Annotated in this window: 15 protein-coding genes; 10 read left to right on the plus strand and 5 right to left on the minus strand. The window is 39.7% G+C overall.

Features of this window, described 5'->3' with window-relative positions; translation table 11 throughout:
• Positions 1 to 45 precede the first annotated feature (45 nt).
• Both Q7P97_RS13775 and Q7P97_RS13780 read right to left on the minus strand, forming a co-directional pair.
• Complete coding sequence (locus Q7P97_RS13775; protein ID WP_303969961.1) at positions 46 to 1,080, minus strand: LCP family protein; 1,035 nt, start codon at positions 1,078 to 1,080, stop codon at positions 46 to 48.
• Positions 1,081 to 1,170: 90 nt separating this feature from the next.
• On the minus strand, positions 1,171 to 1,806 hold the full coding sequence (locus tag Q7P97_RS13780) for a DUF1232 domain-containing protein (protein WP_303969911.1): 636 nt from the start codon (positions 1,804 to 1,806) through the stop codon (positions 1,171 to 1,173).
• A 221-nt stretch (positions 1,807 to 2,027) separates the two neighbouring features.
• Between Q7P97_RS13780 and Q7P97_RS13785 the strand changes: the two genes are divergently transcribed.
• The 3 genes from Q7P97_RS13785 to Q7P97_RS13795 all read left to right on the plus strand — a co-directional run bounded on the left by Q7P97_RS13785 (position 2,028) and on the right by Q7P97_RS13795 (position 4,360).
• Entirely contained in the window at positions 2,028 to 2,519 is a 492-nt protein-coding gene (locus Q7P97_RS13785) for a redoxin family protein (RefSeq protein WP_303969913.1), read from the plus strand.
• 18 nt (positions 2,520 to 2,537) lie between these two features.
• Positions 2,538 to 3,653: a peptide-methionine (R)-S-oxide reductase MsrB gene (msrB, locus tag Q7P97_RS13790; RefSeq protein ID WP_303969914.1), complete on the plus strand. Its 1,116-nt coding sequence runs from the start codon at positions 2,538 to 2,540 to the stop codon at positions 3,651 to 3,653.
• Between the two features lie 80 nt (positions 3,654 to 3,733).
• Positions 3,734 to 4,360 (plus strand): HD domain-containing protein, encoded by a 627-nt coding sequence (locus Q7P97_RS13795; protein WP_303969915.1) that lies wholly within the window; start codon positions 3,734 to 3,736, stop codon positions 4,358 to 4,360.
• Positions 4,361 to 4,678: 318 nt separating this feature from the next.
• On the opposite strand, the gene Q7P97_RS13800 is transcribed toward Q7P97_RS13795, so the two are convergent.
• Together Q7P97_RS13800 and Q7P97_RS13805 are read right to left on the minus strand one after the other, a co-directional pair.
• The gene (locus tag Q7P97_RS13800) at positions 4,679 to 5,779 is read right to left on the minus strand and encodes an NAD/NADP-dependent octopine/nopaline dehydrogenase family protein (protein ID WP_303969917.1); all 1,101 of its coding nucleotides are present in this window, start codon (positions 5,777 to 5,779) and stop codon (positions 4,679 to 4,681) included.
• 18 nt (positions 5,780 to 5,797) lie between these two features.
• Complete coding sequence (locus Q7P97_RS13805) at positions 5,798 to 7,270, minus strand: YfcC family protein (protein ID WP_303969919.1); 1,473 nt, start codon at positions 7,268 to 7,270, stop codon at positions 5,798 to 5,800.
• A 220-nt stretch (positions 7,271 to 7,490) separates the two neighbouring features.
• Here Q7P97_RS13805 and Q7P97_RS13810 point away from each other — a divergent pair, with 220 nt between their 5' ends.
• Complete coding sequence (locus Q7P97_RS13810; protein WP_303969921.1) at positions 7,491 to 8,150, plus strand: response regulator transcription factor; 660 nt, start codon at positions 7,491 to 7,493, stop codon at positions 8,148 to 8,150.
• Positions 8,147 to 9,454 carry a sensor histidine kinase gene (locus Q7P97_RS13815; protein WP_303969923.1) on the plus strand — a complete coding sequence of 436 codons (1,308 nt, stop codon included), beginning with the start codon at positions 8,147 to 8,149 and terminating at the stop codon, positions 9,452 to 9,454. The genes Q7P97_RS13810 and Q7P97_RS13815 overlap by 4 nt, the downstream gene beginning before the upstream one ends.
• 45 nt (positions 9,455 to 9,499) lie before the next feature.
• Here the strand turns inward: Q7P97_RS13815 and Q7P97_RS13820 are convergent, their stop codons facing one another.
• A complete protein-coding gene (locus tag Q7P97_RS13820; protein ID WP_303969925.1) occupies positions 9,500 to 9,691 on the minus strand; it encodes a hypothetical protein in 192 nt (63 codons plus the stop codon).
• A gap of 142 nt (positions 9,692 to 9,833) precedes the next feature.
• Between Q7P97_RS13820 and Q7P97_RS13825 the strand changes: the two genes are divergently transcribed.
• From Q7P97_RS13825 to clpX, 5 genes are all read left to right on the plus strand, one after another.
• Positions 9,834 to 10,463: an SIMPL domain-containing protein gene (locus Q7P97_RS13825; protein WP_303969927.1), complete on the plus strand. Its 630-nt coding sequence runs from the start codon at positions 9,834 to 9,836 to the stop codon at positions 10,461 to 10,463.
• Between the two features lie 69 nt (positions 10,464 to 10,532).
• Complete coding sequence (locus Q7P97_RS13830; protein ID WP_303969929.1) at positions 10,533 to 11,459, plus strand: diacylglycerol/lipid kinase family protein; 927 nt, start codon at positions 10,533 to 10,535, stop codon at positions 11,457 to 11,459.
• A gap of 87 nt (positions 11,460 to 11,546) precedes the next feature.
• On the plus strand, positions 11,547 to 12,512 hold the full coding sequence (locus Q7P97_RS13835; protein ID WP_303969931.1) for a tetratricopeptide repeat protein: 966 nt from the start codon (positions 11,547 to 11,549) through the stop codon (positions 12,510 to 12,512).
• Positions 12,513 to 12,756: 244 nt separating this feature from the next.
• Positions 12,757 to 14,043: a trigger factor gene (gene tig, locus Q7P97_RS13840; RefSeq protein WP_303969933.1), complete on the plus strand. Its 1,287-nt coding sequence runs from the start codon at positions 12,757 to 12,759 to the stop codon at positions 14,041 to 14,043.
• 208 nt (positions 14,044 to 14,251) lie between these two features.
• Positions 14,252 to 15,520 (plus strand): ATP-dependent protease ATP-binding subunit ClpX, encoded by a 1,269-nt coding sequence (gene clpX / locus Q7P97_RS13845; RefSeq protein WP_303969935.1) that lies wholly within the window; start codon positions 14,252 to 14,254, stop codon positions 15,518 to 15,520.
• Positions 15,521 to 15,592: the final 72 nt, after the last annotated feature.

Raw genomic sequence — 15,592 nt, forward strand, 5'->3', positions numbered from 1 at the left:
CAACTTCTTTTTAGTATCAAATTATTGATGTCTCATTGCGGAATCTCAGTAGTTTCTTTCATTAGAAGTATATTCTTCTGTTTCTTCTTGATAGTCCGTATTCTGGTCTTCTTCAAGATTTTCAACATACTCACCATCTTGCTCGTTTTTATCCTCTAAAGATAAAAACTCCCGCAATGCTTGCCTGTTTTGTTCTAGATTAATATCAAGCACTTGCCCTACATTTGTACGTAAGTCGCCGAATGAACCTTCGACTGGAATACGTAGTGATTCCATTTTATTATCTTTATCACCGGTTAACATACCTTTACCGATTGAGAATATCGTTTTTTTATCGATATTTGTATTAATATAAGGATCCATTACGCCCAATAACTTAGGTAAATTGACGATCGTTTGGAAACTAATCGCTTCATCTTTAAGCTTCGACAAAGCTTCTTGCTGCCGTTCGACCCGTCCATAATCACTATGGATGTCGTGACGGAATCGCACATATCCAAGTAATTGGTCACCATTTAGTTTCTGTTGACCAGGATAGAGAGTTAAGCCAATACCATGTGACATTTCATAAGGAATATCTACTTCAATTCCTTCAGGAGCGATTACATCAACCATTTTTGAAAAACCTTCAAAGTTTACGATCGCATAATATTGTACGTCTACATCAAAATTATGCTTAATAGTTTTACGGACTAATTCGGGTCCACCAAGAGCATAGGCTGCATTAATCTTTTCCATGCCGTGATCGGGGATTTCAACGTATGTATCACGCATGAGAGAGACTAACTTCACTTGATTGGTTGTTTGGTCGTAATGACCGATCATCAAAGCATCTGAACGAGTGTCTTCTTCGTCGCCTCTTGCGTCATCACCGATCAGCAACACATTGATTTCACCGAACTGTGATTCTCCGCCTTCAAAATCATCAAAAGCCGAATCGCTATCAGAAAATGTATTACTGCTATCGCTAAGTTCTGTATGTATATCATTGGTTTTACCATCATTCGCAAAAGATAGGCCATTTGAATATTGCGCAGCGACATATCCGCCACCCGCTAATAGTAGCAACGTGAATATCATAAAGATTACACGTTTATATTTTCTTTTAAGTTTTTTCTTACGACGCTTTTCTGTCTCTCTGTTTTCCAATAGTGCCACCTACTCATCAGATTATGAATTTTTTGTTAGTACGCTTGAAGCAATTTGAACTGCTATCGCATCATCTACATACCCGACCGCGAATATATAATCGGGAATGACGTCAACCGGAACGATAAAATACAATAATGCGCTACCGATAATGGCAAGATCACGTTTTGCAACATCTTGCATTTTGAACCGTGTAAATAATTCCTTCATTTGATCGACGAATGGACCTACTCCGCCAGCCAATTTTAACTTCTTATCAAAGTCATGTAAAATTCTTTCTCTTCCTTCATTCGTCTGGACATACGCTTCGTAACCTGTCAATTGGAGTTCTACTTTTTCAATGGAGATATCCGCAGATAGAAGTTCTGATGTATCAACCAGTTGTTGAATGGTTTCGTCATAAGCTGACCGTTTTGTGTTTTTTTGATTAACTGGATAACCTGCCGCTTGAAGTAGCTTTGCTAATGGGATGTCTAAAATCGTCGCAAATTTCTCCAGATGATCGAGTGTTGCTTTTCGTTTGTCGTTAATGATTCGGGAGATCGTCGCAGTATCAATATCTGTAAGTTCGCTTAGTTTACGCATGGACAATGAACGTTCATCTAACACATCACGCAATAACTGCCCTATAGTCAAACCAAGGCTTCCTTCTGACATGATACTATCCCTCCTTTTTCCAAGACAACGTAAATATATCTTCGCTCTCAAAATAATAAATGCTTGTTGACAAATTGTCAACAGTTATAGATGAAGAACTATTTTTTGTCGGAAAATGTCGGTATTCCCTCATTTTAAAGTTTTTCCAAGTCTTATTCCATACGTTGTACCATGTATTTATTTTATACTAATTGTATGAATAGGGAAAAGGAGGATTCACCATGTTGAAAAAGTTCATTATGTTATTGGCAATTGTTGCCGTTTTAGGTGCTTGTTCGTCTTCTGATACAGCGAGTAGCGCGAATGACATTGCTTTACAGGACTTTGATGGAAAAACCGTCAGTCTTGCGGATTATGAAGGCAAGAAAGTGTATGTAAAGTTTTGGGCTTCTTGGTGTCCTATCTGTCTAGCAGGTCTCGATGAAGTGAATACACTAGCTAGAGAATCTACTGATTTCGAAGTGCTGACTGTAGTAGCACCTGGTTATAATAATGAAAAGAAACATGATGACTTTATAAGATGGTTCAAAGGTGTTCAAAATGTAGACGATTTGCCGGTGTTATTAAATGATGGTGGCAGCCTAGTGCAAGACTTCAACGTGAAAGGGTATCCAACGTCTGCTTTCATTGATACAAAAGGAAAACTAGTTCGCTCACAACCAGGACACTTATCGAATGACCAAATTATCGATGCTATGTCACAAATTAATTAATGAGGGGAGTACTTTATTATGAAGCTGAAATGTATACTTAGTTTAGTTTGCATCTTGCTGCTCGCAGGATGTGGCATAGGAAATTCAGATTCATCCACTAGTCTAGGTTCACTGACTGCTTCGTCAGATTCTAAGTATCCAGCCAATCCGAACGAAGATCTAACATTTGATGAAGAAAAACTTCAGGACATCTATTTGGCTGGAGGGTGTTTCTGGGGCGTGGAAGCGTATATGGAAAGAGTATATGGCGTGTATGACGTAACGTCTGGCTTTGCGAACGGCACAACGGAAAACCCGACATACAATGAAGTCATTACAGGTAAAACAGGTCACACGGAAACAGTGCATGTGCAATTCGATCCAGAGCGTACAGACTTGAAAACAATTGTGGAGCACTTTTTCATGATTGTGGATCCAACATCTTTGAATAAACAGGGAAATGACCGTGGTACACAATATCGCTCAGGTATTTATTATACGAATCCCGACGACAAAATAATCATTGATGAAGTTGTTGCGACAGAACAAGAGCGTTATGATGATAAAATTGTTACAGAAGTAGAGCCGTTAACGAGCTATACTCTGGCAGAAGAATATCATCAAGATTACTTAGAGAAAAATCCGGATGGATACTGTCATGTAGAGTTCGATACACTTGAAGATCAAGACATTCCGTCTGTAATTGACGCTGCGGACTATCCGAAGCCGAGCGATGAAGAATTGAAAAAGAAATTGACGAAAGCTCAGTATCAAGTGACACAGGACAACAATACGGAAGCGGCATTCTCGAATGAGTACTGGGATACATTTGAAGACGGCATTTATATAGATGTCGCTACAGGAGAACCCTTATTCTCAAGTGCGGATAAGTATGACTCGCAATGTGGTTGGCCGAGTTTTACGCAGCCAATCATTCCAGAAGTTATGACGGAACATATAGATAAAAGTTTCAATATGGTGCGAACTGAAGTGAGAAGTCGTGCAGGTGATAGTCATCTTGGTCATATCTTTCCTGATGGGCCTAAAGATCGTGGTGGATTACGTTATTGTATAAACAGCGCAGCGATAGACTTCGTACCTCTAGACGAGATGGAAGCTAAAGGGTACGGCTATCTGACAAGTTATGTGAAATAATGTACACTGAATATAACAAAAGGAAAGGGGCCACCTTGGCAACCTTTCCTTTTTACACGATAAAAAAGGGGTTGGATTCAATGAAAGAAATGATAGCGAAGTGCAGATCGGAAGTCGAAGGGATTTATAATAAATTTGATGCAAGCCATGATCTCGATCATATTGACCGCGTAATGAAAAATGCAGAGAAAATCTTAATAACAGAGCCGGATGCTGATGAACTAGTCGTTAAACTAGCTGTTCTGTTACATGATGTCGAAGATACGAAGTATGAAAAGATGCATGAGGCAACGACTGAGGAATTGCTTGCAAGAATAGGTGCGACGCAATCGATTACGGATCAAGTGCTGTCTGCGATTGAAAGTGTTTCATTCAGTGGAGGCAACGCAAAAGAACTCACTTCGATTAATGGAGCCATCGTTCGGGATGCTGATCGTTTGGATGCGATCGGTGCAGTGGGAATAGCGCGTGCATTTGCATTTGGAGGTGCGCGTGGTAGAAAACTCTATGATCAGCAAGAAGAAGCACGAATGGATATGTCAGAGTCAGAATACCGCAAGAAAGAAACGGCTACGGTTACGCATTTTTATGAGAAGTTACTATTATTGAAAGAGTTGATGGTAACGAAAGAAGGTACACGGCTGGCGGAAGAACGACATGAATTCATGGTAGTTTTTTTAAATCAATTAAAGAAAGAAATTGATTGAAGATTAGATTGCTTATTCAGAACTTGATAGGATAGAATGAAGTCACTAGCAATATAATCTATCCGATAGAGAAATAGGTGACGTCTTGGACAGAAATAATCGATTATTCATCATTACACTCGTTGTCATCGCCTTGTTTACATTAGGTGGATTCGCCGTGCAAAAGGGATTCATTACGTTTTAATATAATCACGAGTATTCGTAGCTCATCGGTCGTACTAGATCGAGGGCTTTTTTTAATGACCTACTAATTATTTGAAACGATATAAACCAAAAAAACACCGGACATCCAGTAGGGATATCCGGTGTTTTCGCTAGTTACTTTATGATTTTTTTTAATTCTTCTGCAGTTAAACCCATATCTTTCAATGTTCTGCCCGTATTAAAATAATCAGTATCATTATAAGCGGAAGCAATATGGATGCAAGACTCTACGATAGGTACACGTATACCAACTGCCTGCGCTAATTCGAAGCATGGAACGAGAAGATAGGGTACATCTTCTGTTACATATCGGTTTTTAGAGCTGTTCGGTGCGCTATTGATCTTGCCATGTGTTGTGGAGTCACGATTGAAATCATAAACCGTTTCATAGTTTGAACCATACAAGGCATTCATCGCTTCTAATTCAGTCTTCAATGAAAATCCAAGAGCTTCTCCAACAGCTAATCGTTCTTTATCCATTTTTGCTGCGGCATTGGCGGTAGCTGGGCTACAGCAGTCTCTGTAATAGTTGAAATCACCGTCAAAATTCTCAAGCAGCCCCATATTTAATGTCGTTAATAAGGGATGTCCACCAAAGTTGATATTTTCTAATCCGGCGACTATTGGATTGTCCAAAAACTCAACGGGAACAGGTAGTGATTCCGTAATCAGTTGCTTCACTTCATTCGTCGCATTTTCAGCGGGGAAAATACTGACGGATAAAAACTCTTTCAGTCCCATGATGGTCAAGACGCCTGGCTCAACTATGCGCGTTGCCCAAGGAATACTGATACCGTCTACAAATGTAATATTGACATCTTTCTGTTCGGATTCGTTTTTCATTCGATTCAAGACTAATCCGCCATAGTTTCCAGGTAGTACAAAAACGATTTGTCCATCTTGTAAGTGGGGGAGCATTTGTTTAAACAACAGTTCCTGTGCGAATGAAGGACAAATCATGATAATCATTTCCGCAAATTCCATTGCTTCCTTAATATCAGTTGTTGCATAGTCTATTTTCTCAAAACCAGCAAACATCATTTCGGCTCCGTGATCTTCTGCTAGTGCTTTTATGCCGCCCTGTTTATTAACCGCAGTAATTTGTGTGTCGAACTCCGGTGAATCATATAGGCAAATGCTATGTCCAAGTTTTGATAAATGATAAGCGGCCGTTAAGCCACCGTTTCCTGCTCCGATAATTGAGATTTTGTTCATATGAACTCCTCCTATAAGTTAGATAATAGACAACGTGACTAATACGACAGTCGTGATCAATATAATACCAAGTACGAATGGAATAATATGTTTCAGCCAGCGTTCATATGGAATGTTCGCCAACGTCAAGGCACCAACTAAAACGGCTTGTGTCGGGGAGAATAAATTCATCGTTTCAGCCCCAGCTTGCATCGCAGTTACAATATACGATCGGTCCACGCCTGCAAAGTCTGCGAGCGGTGCCAGTATCGGAATGGTCGCTGTGGCAAGCCCTGATGATGAAGGAATCAGAAATGCTAGCGGTATATATAACAAATAAGCAAGAGGTGCAATAACAGAGCTACTAACATTTGCTAATAGATGTTCTCCGAAATTCAAGATAGTTCCTATAATCATTCCGTTTGTCATCACTACAGAGATTCCTTTTGCTACTGCTAGAATGAGTGCAACACTGATCAAATCTTTTGCGCCATTTAAGAACAAGCGGACGATTTCATCTTCTTTATACGAGTACATTTTTCCGATGATAATAGAGCCAAGGAAGAATAAAACTGTTAACTCACCGAACCCCCATTCTCCGAGTGGACTAATATGTCCTAAAACTACACCGAGTACAGGGGTTTGTTGGATCTTGTCATGCAATGTGTTGAATAATGAAATTCCAAACTTATCCTGCCACGGAATGAGTGCCACAATCATGATGAGAAAGAAACTGCCAAATACAGCTAGTACTGCTTTCCTTTTTCCTGTTAGATCTGCCACATCATTTGGATCGATTTTTTTAAAAGGCGCTTCCACTTTACTTTTGATATCAAATACGATGGATTTCTCTGGATATCTTTTTACTTTAGCCGCATAACGCATCACGAAGAAAATGCCGAATACGAGGAACAATGAAAAGAGCAATAATCGGTGAAAGATTCCATCGCCTATTGAAATACCTGCTAAATTCGAAGCGATACCAACTGAAAACGGATTAGTAATTCCACCCGCTACACCAATTCCAGCTCCTAGGAAAATGACCATGACCGCTGTAACGACATCGTAACCGGCTAATAGAAGAATAGGAACGACAATTGGGTAGAACGCAATCGTTTCTTCCGCCATCCCATAAGTAGCCCCGCCGATTGCACAAATTGTCATTAAAATGGGGATCATTAATTTCTCGCGTCCCTTTAAGGAAAACACGACTTTGGATAGACCGGCATCGATTGCTTTCGTTTCAAATACGATACCTAAACAACCACCAAGAACTAGGACGAAAATAATAATATCAATTGCATCAAAAAATCCGTTGATGGGTGCGGAGAAAACATCCCACAAACCTTGAGGATTTGATTCTACTTGCTCGTATGTTCCGACAATCGGTGTTCCGTCTTCGTTGTATGCATATTCACCAGCAGGTATAATAAACGTCAAAAATGCAATACCGAATGTAATAATGAGCAATGTAGTAAAGGCCGTGGGTAGTTTGAACTTTTTCTTTTCCATAGTAAACCTCCCTGTTTCATAGTCTTGTATGCGCTTACTTTCTTCTTGCATCAAGTGATCTGTTTCCTATGATAGAGAGTGAATATGTACATTTTTTCATGAAAATGTATTCGTTGATGTGCGAAATGTGTTTAATTATGTCAGCGGAAAGGATGGCTCTACATTTGTATAGAAGAATTGTATACTTAAAGTACTATTTAAAACGAAAGGGGAGAGCGAGATGCAAACAATTTGTCTAGTTGAAGATGAACAAGATCTATTGCAAGTACTCTCCATTTATTTGGAGAAGAATGGTTGGAATGTCTTGTCGTGCACTAATTTGCAAGAAGCTCAAAACAAACTCCTTATACATGTGGATTGCTGGGTAGTGGATATCATGCTTCCGGATGGTAGTGGATTTGAATTATTAAAGGAAATTAAAAAGCTCAATGACAATACCCCTGTAATTTTAATATCTGCAAGAGGTGAGAGTATAGATCGAGTGATCGGATTTGAAATTGGTTGTGACGACTATATAACTAAACCTTTTTTGCCAGCAGAATTAGTGTTGCGCGTGAAGAAAATCTTGCAAACTACATCAAGAACAGATCAAACGGAACTTATAAAAGTGGGTCCTTATAAAATAGATGAAAAACGAAGAATGATTTTGCTGGATAGTCAGGGGCTGGATGTAACAAGTCGAGAATTTGATATCATTCAATTTTTTGTGAAACATAATCAAGCAGCAATCCCTAGAGAGTTGCTACTCCAGCAAGTTTGGGGAGAAGATTACTTTGGTAGTGAACGAGTGGTAGACAATTACATTAAAAGAATTCGTCAGAAGATGCCTCACTTTCATATCGAAACCATCTACGGTTTTGGCTACCGGTGCAATATATGAAAAAACGTCAGACGTGGCTTGCATCAAAGATGACTATTCTACTGGCCGTATTCATTACATTAATGAGTATTGCTAGTGTCGCGATCGTATACTTTTGGTCATACTATTATTTCGGGAAGATATTTGAAGATCGCATCATTGATGAATATACGTATGAAAAGAATGAAGAACGAGGTGTATATAATGAATGGATTTTAGGTGTGACTGCCCACAGTATCGATATAGTGGAAGCCATTCATGGTCAGCTGACAGCGGAACATATACTCGATCAATCAGTTGAGCAGATGAAAGAAAGTGAAGTATATAGGGAGAAGATCGATGGGAAGTATCTATTATATAAAATTGATTTGGATTATGAAAACGGAGAAAAGGTGTACAAGTATTCTATTGTAAAAGACATCTACCGCGAAATACTTCCCAAAATGTTAGTGTGGTTTTTAGCTATTACCGTCTTCATCTTTATTCTATCTGTATTACTTACACGATTGATCACGAATAAGCTCTATCATAATATCCATAAATTAAAACAATATATTATGCAGACTGATACGCGGAATTGGGACACCGAACTTGTACTAGAAACTGAAGACGCAGATATTCAAGATCTGGCTTCCTCTTTTTCCGCCATGAAATATAATTTAAAACAAAAAGATTTAGCCCAGCAGTCCATGTTGCAATACATTTCACATGAACTGAAGACCCCCGTTATGATTATTTCTAGCTATGCAGAGTCTGCAAAAGACGGAATTTATCCGAAAGGAACGATAGAAGAAACATTAGACACCATCACTAATCAAGCAATTAGAATTGAGAATAGAGTAGAAGATCTACTGTTCATCGCGAAATCCAATGCACAACAATTGGAATCCGGACAAGATATCCAGCTTGTCCAGTTGGATGAATTGATTGAACAAGTCGTCACCAATCTAAACGTACACGGATCTGGCTTAACGATTGATTTGCAACTTGCTAAACAGTTGACGGTTATTGGCTATCAACATGAATTAGAAATACTCATCGAAAATATGCTAGATAATCAAATGAAATATGCAAATAAGCTCCTGTCGATCCGGTGTGTAAAGGAAGACGGCAAGGCTGTACTTTATTTTCATAATGATGGGCAGGTTATCGATTCTTCTATTAAAGACCAACTATTCACGCCGTTTACTAAAGGTGAGGCTGGTGCTCATGGTTTAGGACTATCCATTGTTAAAGAGATTGCTGAGAAACATCAGGGGTCTATCGATCTAGTAAAGCTATCTAGCGGAGTGACGTTTAAAATAATCTTACGAAATTGCATATAAAGTTGTAAAAGAGCTGATTATTTTCGTATTCAGCTCTTTTCTTCTTTATTTCTTCATCGTAGTAATCTCATTCAGCAAAAAATCAATTTGTTCCTGCATTTTAGCCAATTGATCTTCTTCAATCTCCTCTTCTTCCAATGCGAGATAGGCAGCTAATGTTGTAATCGCTTGGCCGAACAAGCCGATGGATTCACCAAGCAATGCCAATTTAGCAATCTGTTTTTCATTTTCACTCATAGGGAACCCCCCCTAAACTGTTTTCCTATAAGTTATGATGAAGTCTTTGTTCTCGTTCGAGTAATTAAGCCATAAATGAAGTATGAATAGCTAATGGTGTTGCATAGAAATGATAGTACTGTAAAAAAGGAGAGTGTTTTGTATGTATAACGAACAAGAAACACGAACTATTACTGTCTTTGGCGAAGGTGCGGTGAAAGTTTCACCTGATACGGTTCATATGGTGTTATCTGTTACAACAAGAGGAACGGAACTCAAGGATATCCAACAAGAAAATGCTAATCGTATGAATCAAGTCATCCAATCACTGCAAAAAGTAGGAATTGAAGAATCGTCCATTCAAACAATAGATTTTCAAATTCGACCAGTCTATGAATACGTCAATGGCGAACAGCGATTTCAAGGCTACGAAGTAATCAATTCCATCCGGATTACAAGCAACGAACTGTCACGCACCGGTGAACTAGTCGATCTTGCGGTCAAAAATGGTGTCAATCAAGTGGGGAGTATTGAATTCACGATGCAGTATCAGGATGATCGATACCAACAAGCTTTGGCGCTAGCCCTTACAGACGCTGAAACAAAAATGATTACAATCGGTACCTCATTGAAATTACAAAATAAGCCGATTCCAATGAAAATTGAAGAACAGCATACGTCTCAGCCAGTTGCATTTCGTGCGATGGCCATGGCGGATACAGGTAGCACGCCGATCGAATCCGGTACTATTACGATCAGCGCAAGTCTACAAGTGAAGTATCAAATCGTCTAATAAATTGGCTAGTATGTCTTTTGGCAGTCTGCTACTATGATGAAAAGGCTTTCGAAAGAGGCGGTACACATGGAAGTGCATTTCATTATCAATGAACAGGCTGGAGACGGTAAAGGGGCTAAAGTGTGGGCGAGCCTGCGGAAGAATATTAACTATTCATTTCATCTGACAGAGCGGCGTGGTCATGCGATAGAACTGACAAAGCAACTGGCTGGACAAACTTCTGAGTCATTGTTGCTTATCGTGATAGGCGGAGATGGCACGATTCACGAAGTGCTAAATGGGGTGGTAGGCTATCCTCATGTAACCGTCGGGGTCATGAAAGCAGGATCGGGTAATGATTTCGCGAGGGAATTTCCTGCGTTTACTAATTTGCAGGAAATTGAAAACTATATCGCAATCAAACCGATTAAGAGAAAAACGGTAGACTTTGGATCGGTTCAATTAGACACTGTTCATCAACGCTATTTTGCGAGTAATAGTGGATTTGGTTTGGATGCGGATATTTCACTGGCAGCTAGTCAATCTACTATTAAAAAGACATTGAATAAATGGAAGCTAGGTAGCGTAGTGTATGCATTGACGGTAGCAAAGAGTTTACTAGCTTTCAAACCTTTTAACGCGGAAATCCAAATAGGCTCAGATATTCGTATGTTCCGTAAAGTCTGGATGATCACAGTGAGTAATCAAAAATATTACGGTGGCGGCATGAAAATTTCACCGCAATCTATTTATGACGATGGGGAGTTTGAGCTGACAGTCGTTCATTCCATATCCACGCTGAAATTCCTCGCCGTATTTTTAACCGTCTTTACTGGAAGTCATACGAGGTTAAAGGGAGTTTCTACTTATACGAGTGATACGTTCATCATTGAACCTGATCGAATGGTAGGTTGCCACACTGACGGAGAATACATTGGCACCACTTCAGACCGACCTGTTATTTGCAAAGTGGACGAGCGAAAGTGGTATGTGGCGGATCAGTCGTCAGTATAACCGTCTCCCTTCATTCATTGCGTCAAGCTGGAATCGGTTTAGAATGCTGTGATATAGTGAAAGTAACAAAGCAGGCAGGTGAGTACAGTGCAAAAGAAGCGTAGACAAGTCATTAGAAAAGGAAATATGGTAGTCTTTCCTGGAACACTCGAGCGTCTTCACCGAGATGGTAGAGAGGCAATGGATCGTGATTTGCATGAAGATGCGATCAGCCATTTTGAATCTGTATTGGAAATTGATCCGGAAGATTATTCGGTTTTCGATGGCCTGGCCATTTCCTTATACGAAATGAAAGAATATCAACGAGCGAAAGAATTTGCCTTGCTTGCTATGCAAAATCAGGCAGGCGATTACATAGAATTACTCGAGCTTTATCTTTCGATTTCGATCCAACTCCAGCAATACGATGAAGTGGAGCTGACGATACAAGGTCTTTTGGAAAAGGAAATGATTCCAGAAAGCAGCTTGAAAAAGTTTCAATATTTACGCGAATTAAATGGGCGTTTATCCGAGCGCTATGAGGAACCTTCTATTGAGGAGCCTTCCATTACAAGTAGCCATTTTTATAAAATGGGATCAATGGAGCAACAAGAATTTTTATTGTCGTTGCAACATCAGAAACTACAACCGTATATTCCGCTGTTGGTGGATGTCATTGAAGCAGAGGATACATTACCTGTAGTGAAAACATATGCGTTACTGTTACTGCAGCAAACGGGATATCAAGAAACGTTAGCTATTCGCAAGTATCACTTTGAGACAGAGACGAATCCATCGAGACTCGTGTCCCCAGAAGAAGATCAATTCATTGGGGAAGTACAGTTTCTTGCAAAGGCACAATTTGAGAAAGATCCTACAGCGAGTGAGCTAGTAGTGAATTTGATATTGAAATACAGTGTGTTGCTGTTTCCGTTCCACTGGGGTCCTTATACAGCGGAAGAGGTGGCGGGCGCCTATGTAGCGTATACGAAGCAGTTATTATACGGTAAGCTGACAGAGGAATCTTCATTGCTAACGTTCATACGTTCGGTGGATGAAGAAATGGAAAGCTAACAGTGATTAATTCTTGAAAGATGAATAGACTATGTTATACTAAAATGGTTGTCAACTGCTTATCTGTATTCAGTAACGTTGTCGCTTGTAATAGGCACAACAAAATGAGCTGATTCAGGTAAAGCCTTCAAGGAGTGTCGAAGATTTTTTAGGAAGTACAGAAAAAATTTAGATACAGTCATGCGAAGGTATAATTGATTAAAATAAAAATAAAAGTATTGCAAATGATTTGGAGGTCATACATATGACAGTTAAATGGGAAAAATTAGAAGGCAGTGAAGGGAAACTTACGTTTGAAGTTTCTGTAGAACGTTTCAACGAAGCACTTGATGAAGCATTCAAAAAAGTAGTAAAGAAAGTACAAGCACCTGGTTTCCGTAAAGGAAAAATGCCACGTAAAATGTTCAACCAAATGTACGGTGAAGAATCACTTTACAACGATGCAATCGATATCGTGCTACCTGGAGCATACTCTGCAGCAGTAGACGAAGCAGATGTAGATCCAATCGCTGCACCTGAGATTGACATCGAAAAGTTAGAAAAAGGCGAGCCGGTTGTATTCACAGCAGTTATCGCACTTAAGCCAGAAGTGAAACTTGGCGAATACAAAGGTCTTGAAGTGACTCGTCAATCAGTTGAAGTAACAGACGAAGAAGTTGAAGCACAGCTTGAACAACGTAAAGAAGCACTAGCAGAAATGGTAGTCAAAGAAGACGGCGTTGTTGAAGAAGGCGATACAGCGACAATCGATTTCGAAGGATTCGCTGATGGCGAAGCATTCGAAGGCGGACAGTCAGAAAACTACGAACTTGAAGTTGGATCTGGTTCATTTATTCCAGGATTCGAAGAACAAGTAGTAGGCATGAAAACAGGAGAAGAAAAGGATATTGAAATCACTTTCCCTGAAGAATACCATGCTGCTGAACTAGCTGGTAAACCCGCTACATTCAAAGTAAAAGTTAACGAAATCAAGTCTAAAGAAGTTCCTGAACTTGATGACGAGTTAGCGAAAGAAATCGACGAGAGCGTTTCTTCAGTAGAAGAGCTACGCACGAAGTTGAAAGAAGAAGCTGAAGAAGTGAAGAAGAATGATTCTGAAACAGCTCTTCGTGACGATCTAGTAGAACAGGCTGCAAGCAACGCTGAAATGGAAATTCCACAAGCGATGATCGATTCAGAAACGGATCGTATGATGCAGGACTTCGAACAACGTCTACAAATGCAAGGCATGAACTTGGATCTTTACTTCCAGTTCTCTGGTCAAGATGAGAAAACACTTCGCGACCAAATGAAGGACGACGCACTAAGCCGCGTACGCGTTTCGTTAACACTTGAAGCAATCGGTGCTGCTGAAAATGTTGAAGTACCTGAAGAAGATATTAATGCAGAACTTGAAAAGATGTCTGAGCAATTCGGTATGGACGTTGAGCAAATCAAGACTACTCTTGGTGGCACATCTGTACTTGAAAACGATCTTCGTTTCAACAAAACAGTTCAACTACTTGTTGACAGCGCTAAAATCGTCGACTAATCTTTCTATATAGATAAAACAAGGTACGGTTTGCCCGTACCTTGTTTTTCTTAAATAAAAGACTTCATGTATAGAGTTTTCTAAACTCCATAAGCTAGAGCGTAAATAACCATACATATCAGGCTGGTTGTGTTGGTCGTTAAGTTCTAATTAGTTGATTAAGTAAAAGTAATCTTGTAGTATATTCACTTGAATAGGGGTGAGCATAATGTTCAAATTTAATGATGAAAACGATAACTTGAGCTGTTCTTTTTGCGGGAAATCTCAAGAGCAAGTCCGCAAACTAGTAGCTGGTCAAGGTGTTTATATTTGTGATGAATGCGTTGAACTTTGTGCGGAAATCGTGGAAGAGGAAGTCGGCCTTGAAGAAGGCTTTGAACTAAAAGACGTTCCAAAACCAAGAGAGATCCAAAGTATCCTCGATGATTATATCATCGGGCAAGATCGTGCAAAGAAATCACTCGCAGTAGCAGTATACAATCATTACAAACGAGTGAATTCAGGTAGTAAAATTGATGAAGTCGAGCTGGCTAAATCCAATATCGTCTTAATTGGACCAACTGGTAGCGGTAAAACTTTACTTGCTCAAACATTGGCTCGTATTTTGGATGTACCATTTGCGATTGCAGATGCGACTTCATTAACTGAAGCAGGTTACGTTGGGGAAGACGTAGAGAATATCCTCTTGAAATTAATTCAAGCAGCGGACTTCGATATCGATAAAGCTGAAAAAGGAATTATCTACATCGATGAAATCGATAAAGTAGCTCGTAAATCTGAGAACGCATCGATTACACGTGACGTATCTGGTGAAGGTGTACAACAAGCCTTACTGAAGATTTTGGAAGGAACAGTTGCGAGCGTACCACCACAAGGCGGTCGTAAACATCCTCATCAAGAATTCTTGCAAATCGATACAACGAACATCTTGTTTGTTGTCGGTGGAGCATTTGACGGCATCGAAGATATCGTTAAACGCCGTATTGGACGTAAAGTCATCGGTTTCGGTTCTGAATCGAAGCAAGAAATCAATGAACAAGATAGCCTATTGGCTAAATTGATTCCTGAAGATCTACAATCATACGGTTTGATTCCAGAGTTTATCGGTCGTCTGCCGGTTATCGCAACTCTCGATACACTAGATGCGGATACACTGTATCAAATTCTAACTGAACCGAAAAATGCGATCGTTAAACAATATCAAAAGATGGTCGAATTAGATGATGTTGAACTTCAATTTGAAGACGACGCATTAATCGAAATCGCGAAAGAAGCAATTGCTCGTAAAACGGGTGCTCGTGGACTTCGTTCGATTATCGAAAATATCATGTTGGACGTAATGTATGATCTTCCTTCACTTGAAGAAGTAAAGAAATGTATCATTACTAAAGATTCCGTTACTGGGACATCTACTCCGCTCTTATATAAAGAAGACGGATCAGTTTATGAAGTAGATAACGAAAAAAATACTGCATAACGCCGAAATGGCAAAAGGGCCGGCTCCACCGATGCGTATCCTATACGTTCGGCAGTCGGCTTTTTCTTACAT

The organism is Sporosarcina ureae (assembly GCF_029267015.1).
In the GTDB taxonomy this organism is placed as follows: Bacteria; Bacillota; Bacilli; order Bacillales_A; family Planococcaceae; genus Sporosarcina; species Sporosarcina ureae_D.

What these genes read in the sequence shown, in the direction of transcription:
- Q7P97_RS13775 (WP_303969961.1), bottom strand. Translation starts at nt 1,080, where the DNA reads ATGATATTCACGTTGCTACTATTAGCGGGTGGCGGATATGTCGCTGCG.
- Q7P97_RS13780 (WP_303969911.1), bottom strand. Translation starts at nt 1,806, where the DNA reads ATGTCAGAAGGAAGCCTTGGTTTGACTATAGGGCAGTTATTGCGTGAT.
- Q7P97_RS13785 (WP_303969913.1), top strand. Translation starts at nt 2,028, where the DNA reads ATGTTGAAAAAGTTCATTATGTTATTGGCAATTGTTGCCGTTTTAGGT.
- msrB (WP_303969914.1), top strand. Translation starts at nt 2,538, where the DNA reads ATGAAGCTGAAATGTATACTTAGTTTAGTTTGCATCTTGCTGCTCGCA.
- Q7P97_RS13795 (WP_303969915.1), top strand. Translation starts at nt 3,734, where the DNA reads ATGAAAGAAATGATAGCGAAGTGCAGATCGGAAGTCGAAGGGATTTAT.
- Q7P97_RS13800 (WP_303969917.1), bottom strand. Translation starts at nt 5,779, where the DNA reads ATGAACAAAATCTCAATTATCGGAGCAGGAAACGGTGGCTTAACGGCC.
- Q7P97_RS13805 (WP_303969919.1), bottom strand. Translation starts at nt 7,270, where the DNA reads ATGGAAAAGAAAAAGTTCAAACTACCCACGGCCTTTACTACATTGCTC.
- Q7P97_RS13810 (WP_303969921.1), top strand. Translation starts at nt 7,491, where the DNA reads ATGCAAACAATTTGTCTAGTTGAAGATGAACAAGATCTATTGCAAGTA.
- Q7P97_RS13815 (WP_303969923.1), top strand. Translation starts at nt 8,147, where the DNA reads ATGAAAAAACGTCAGACGTGGCTTGCATCAAAGATGACTATTCTACTG.
- Q7P97_RS13820 (WP_303969925.1), bottom strand. Translation starts at nt 9,691, where the DNA reads ATGAGTGAAAATGAAAAACAGATTGCTAAATTGGCATTGCTTGGTGAA.
- Q7P97_RS13825 (WP_303969927.1), top strand. Translation starts at nt 9,834, where the DNA reads ATGTATAACGAACAAGAAACACGAACTATTACTGTCTTTGGCGAAGGT.
- Q7P97_RS13830 (WP_303969929.1), top strand. Translation starts at nt 10,533, where the DNA reads ATGGAAGTGCATTTCATTATCAATGAACAGGCTGGAGACGGTAAAGGG.
- tig (WP_303969933.1), top strand. Translation starts at nt 12,757, where the DNA reads ATGACAGTTAAATGGGAAAAATTAGAAGGCAGTGAAGGGAAACTTACG.
- clpX (WP_303969935.1), top strand. Translation starts at nt 14,252, where the DNA reads ATGTTCAAATTTAATGATGAAAACGATAACTTGAGCTGTTCTTTTTGC.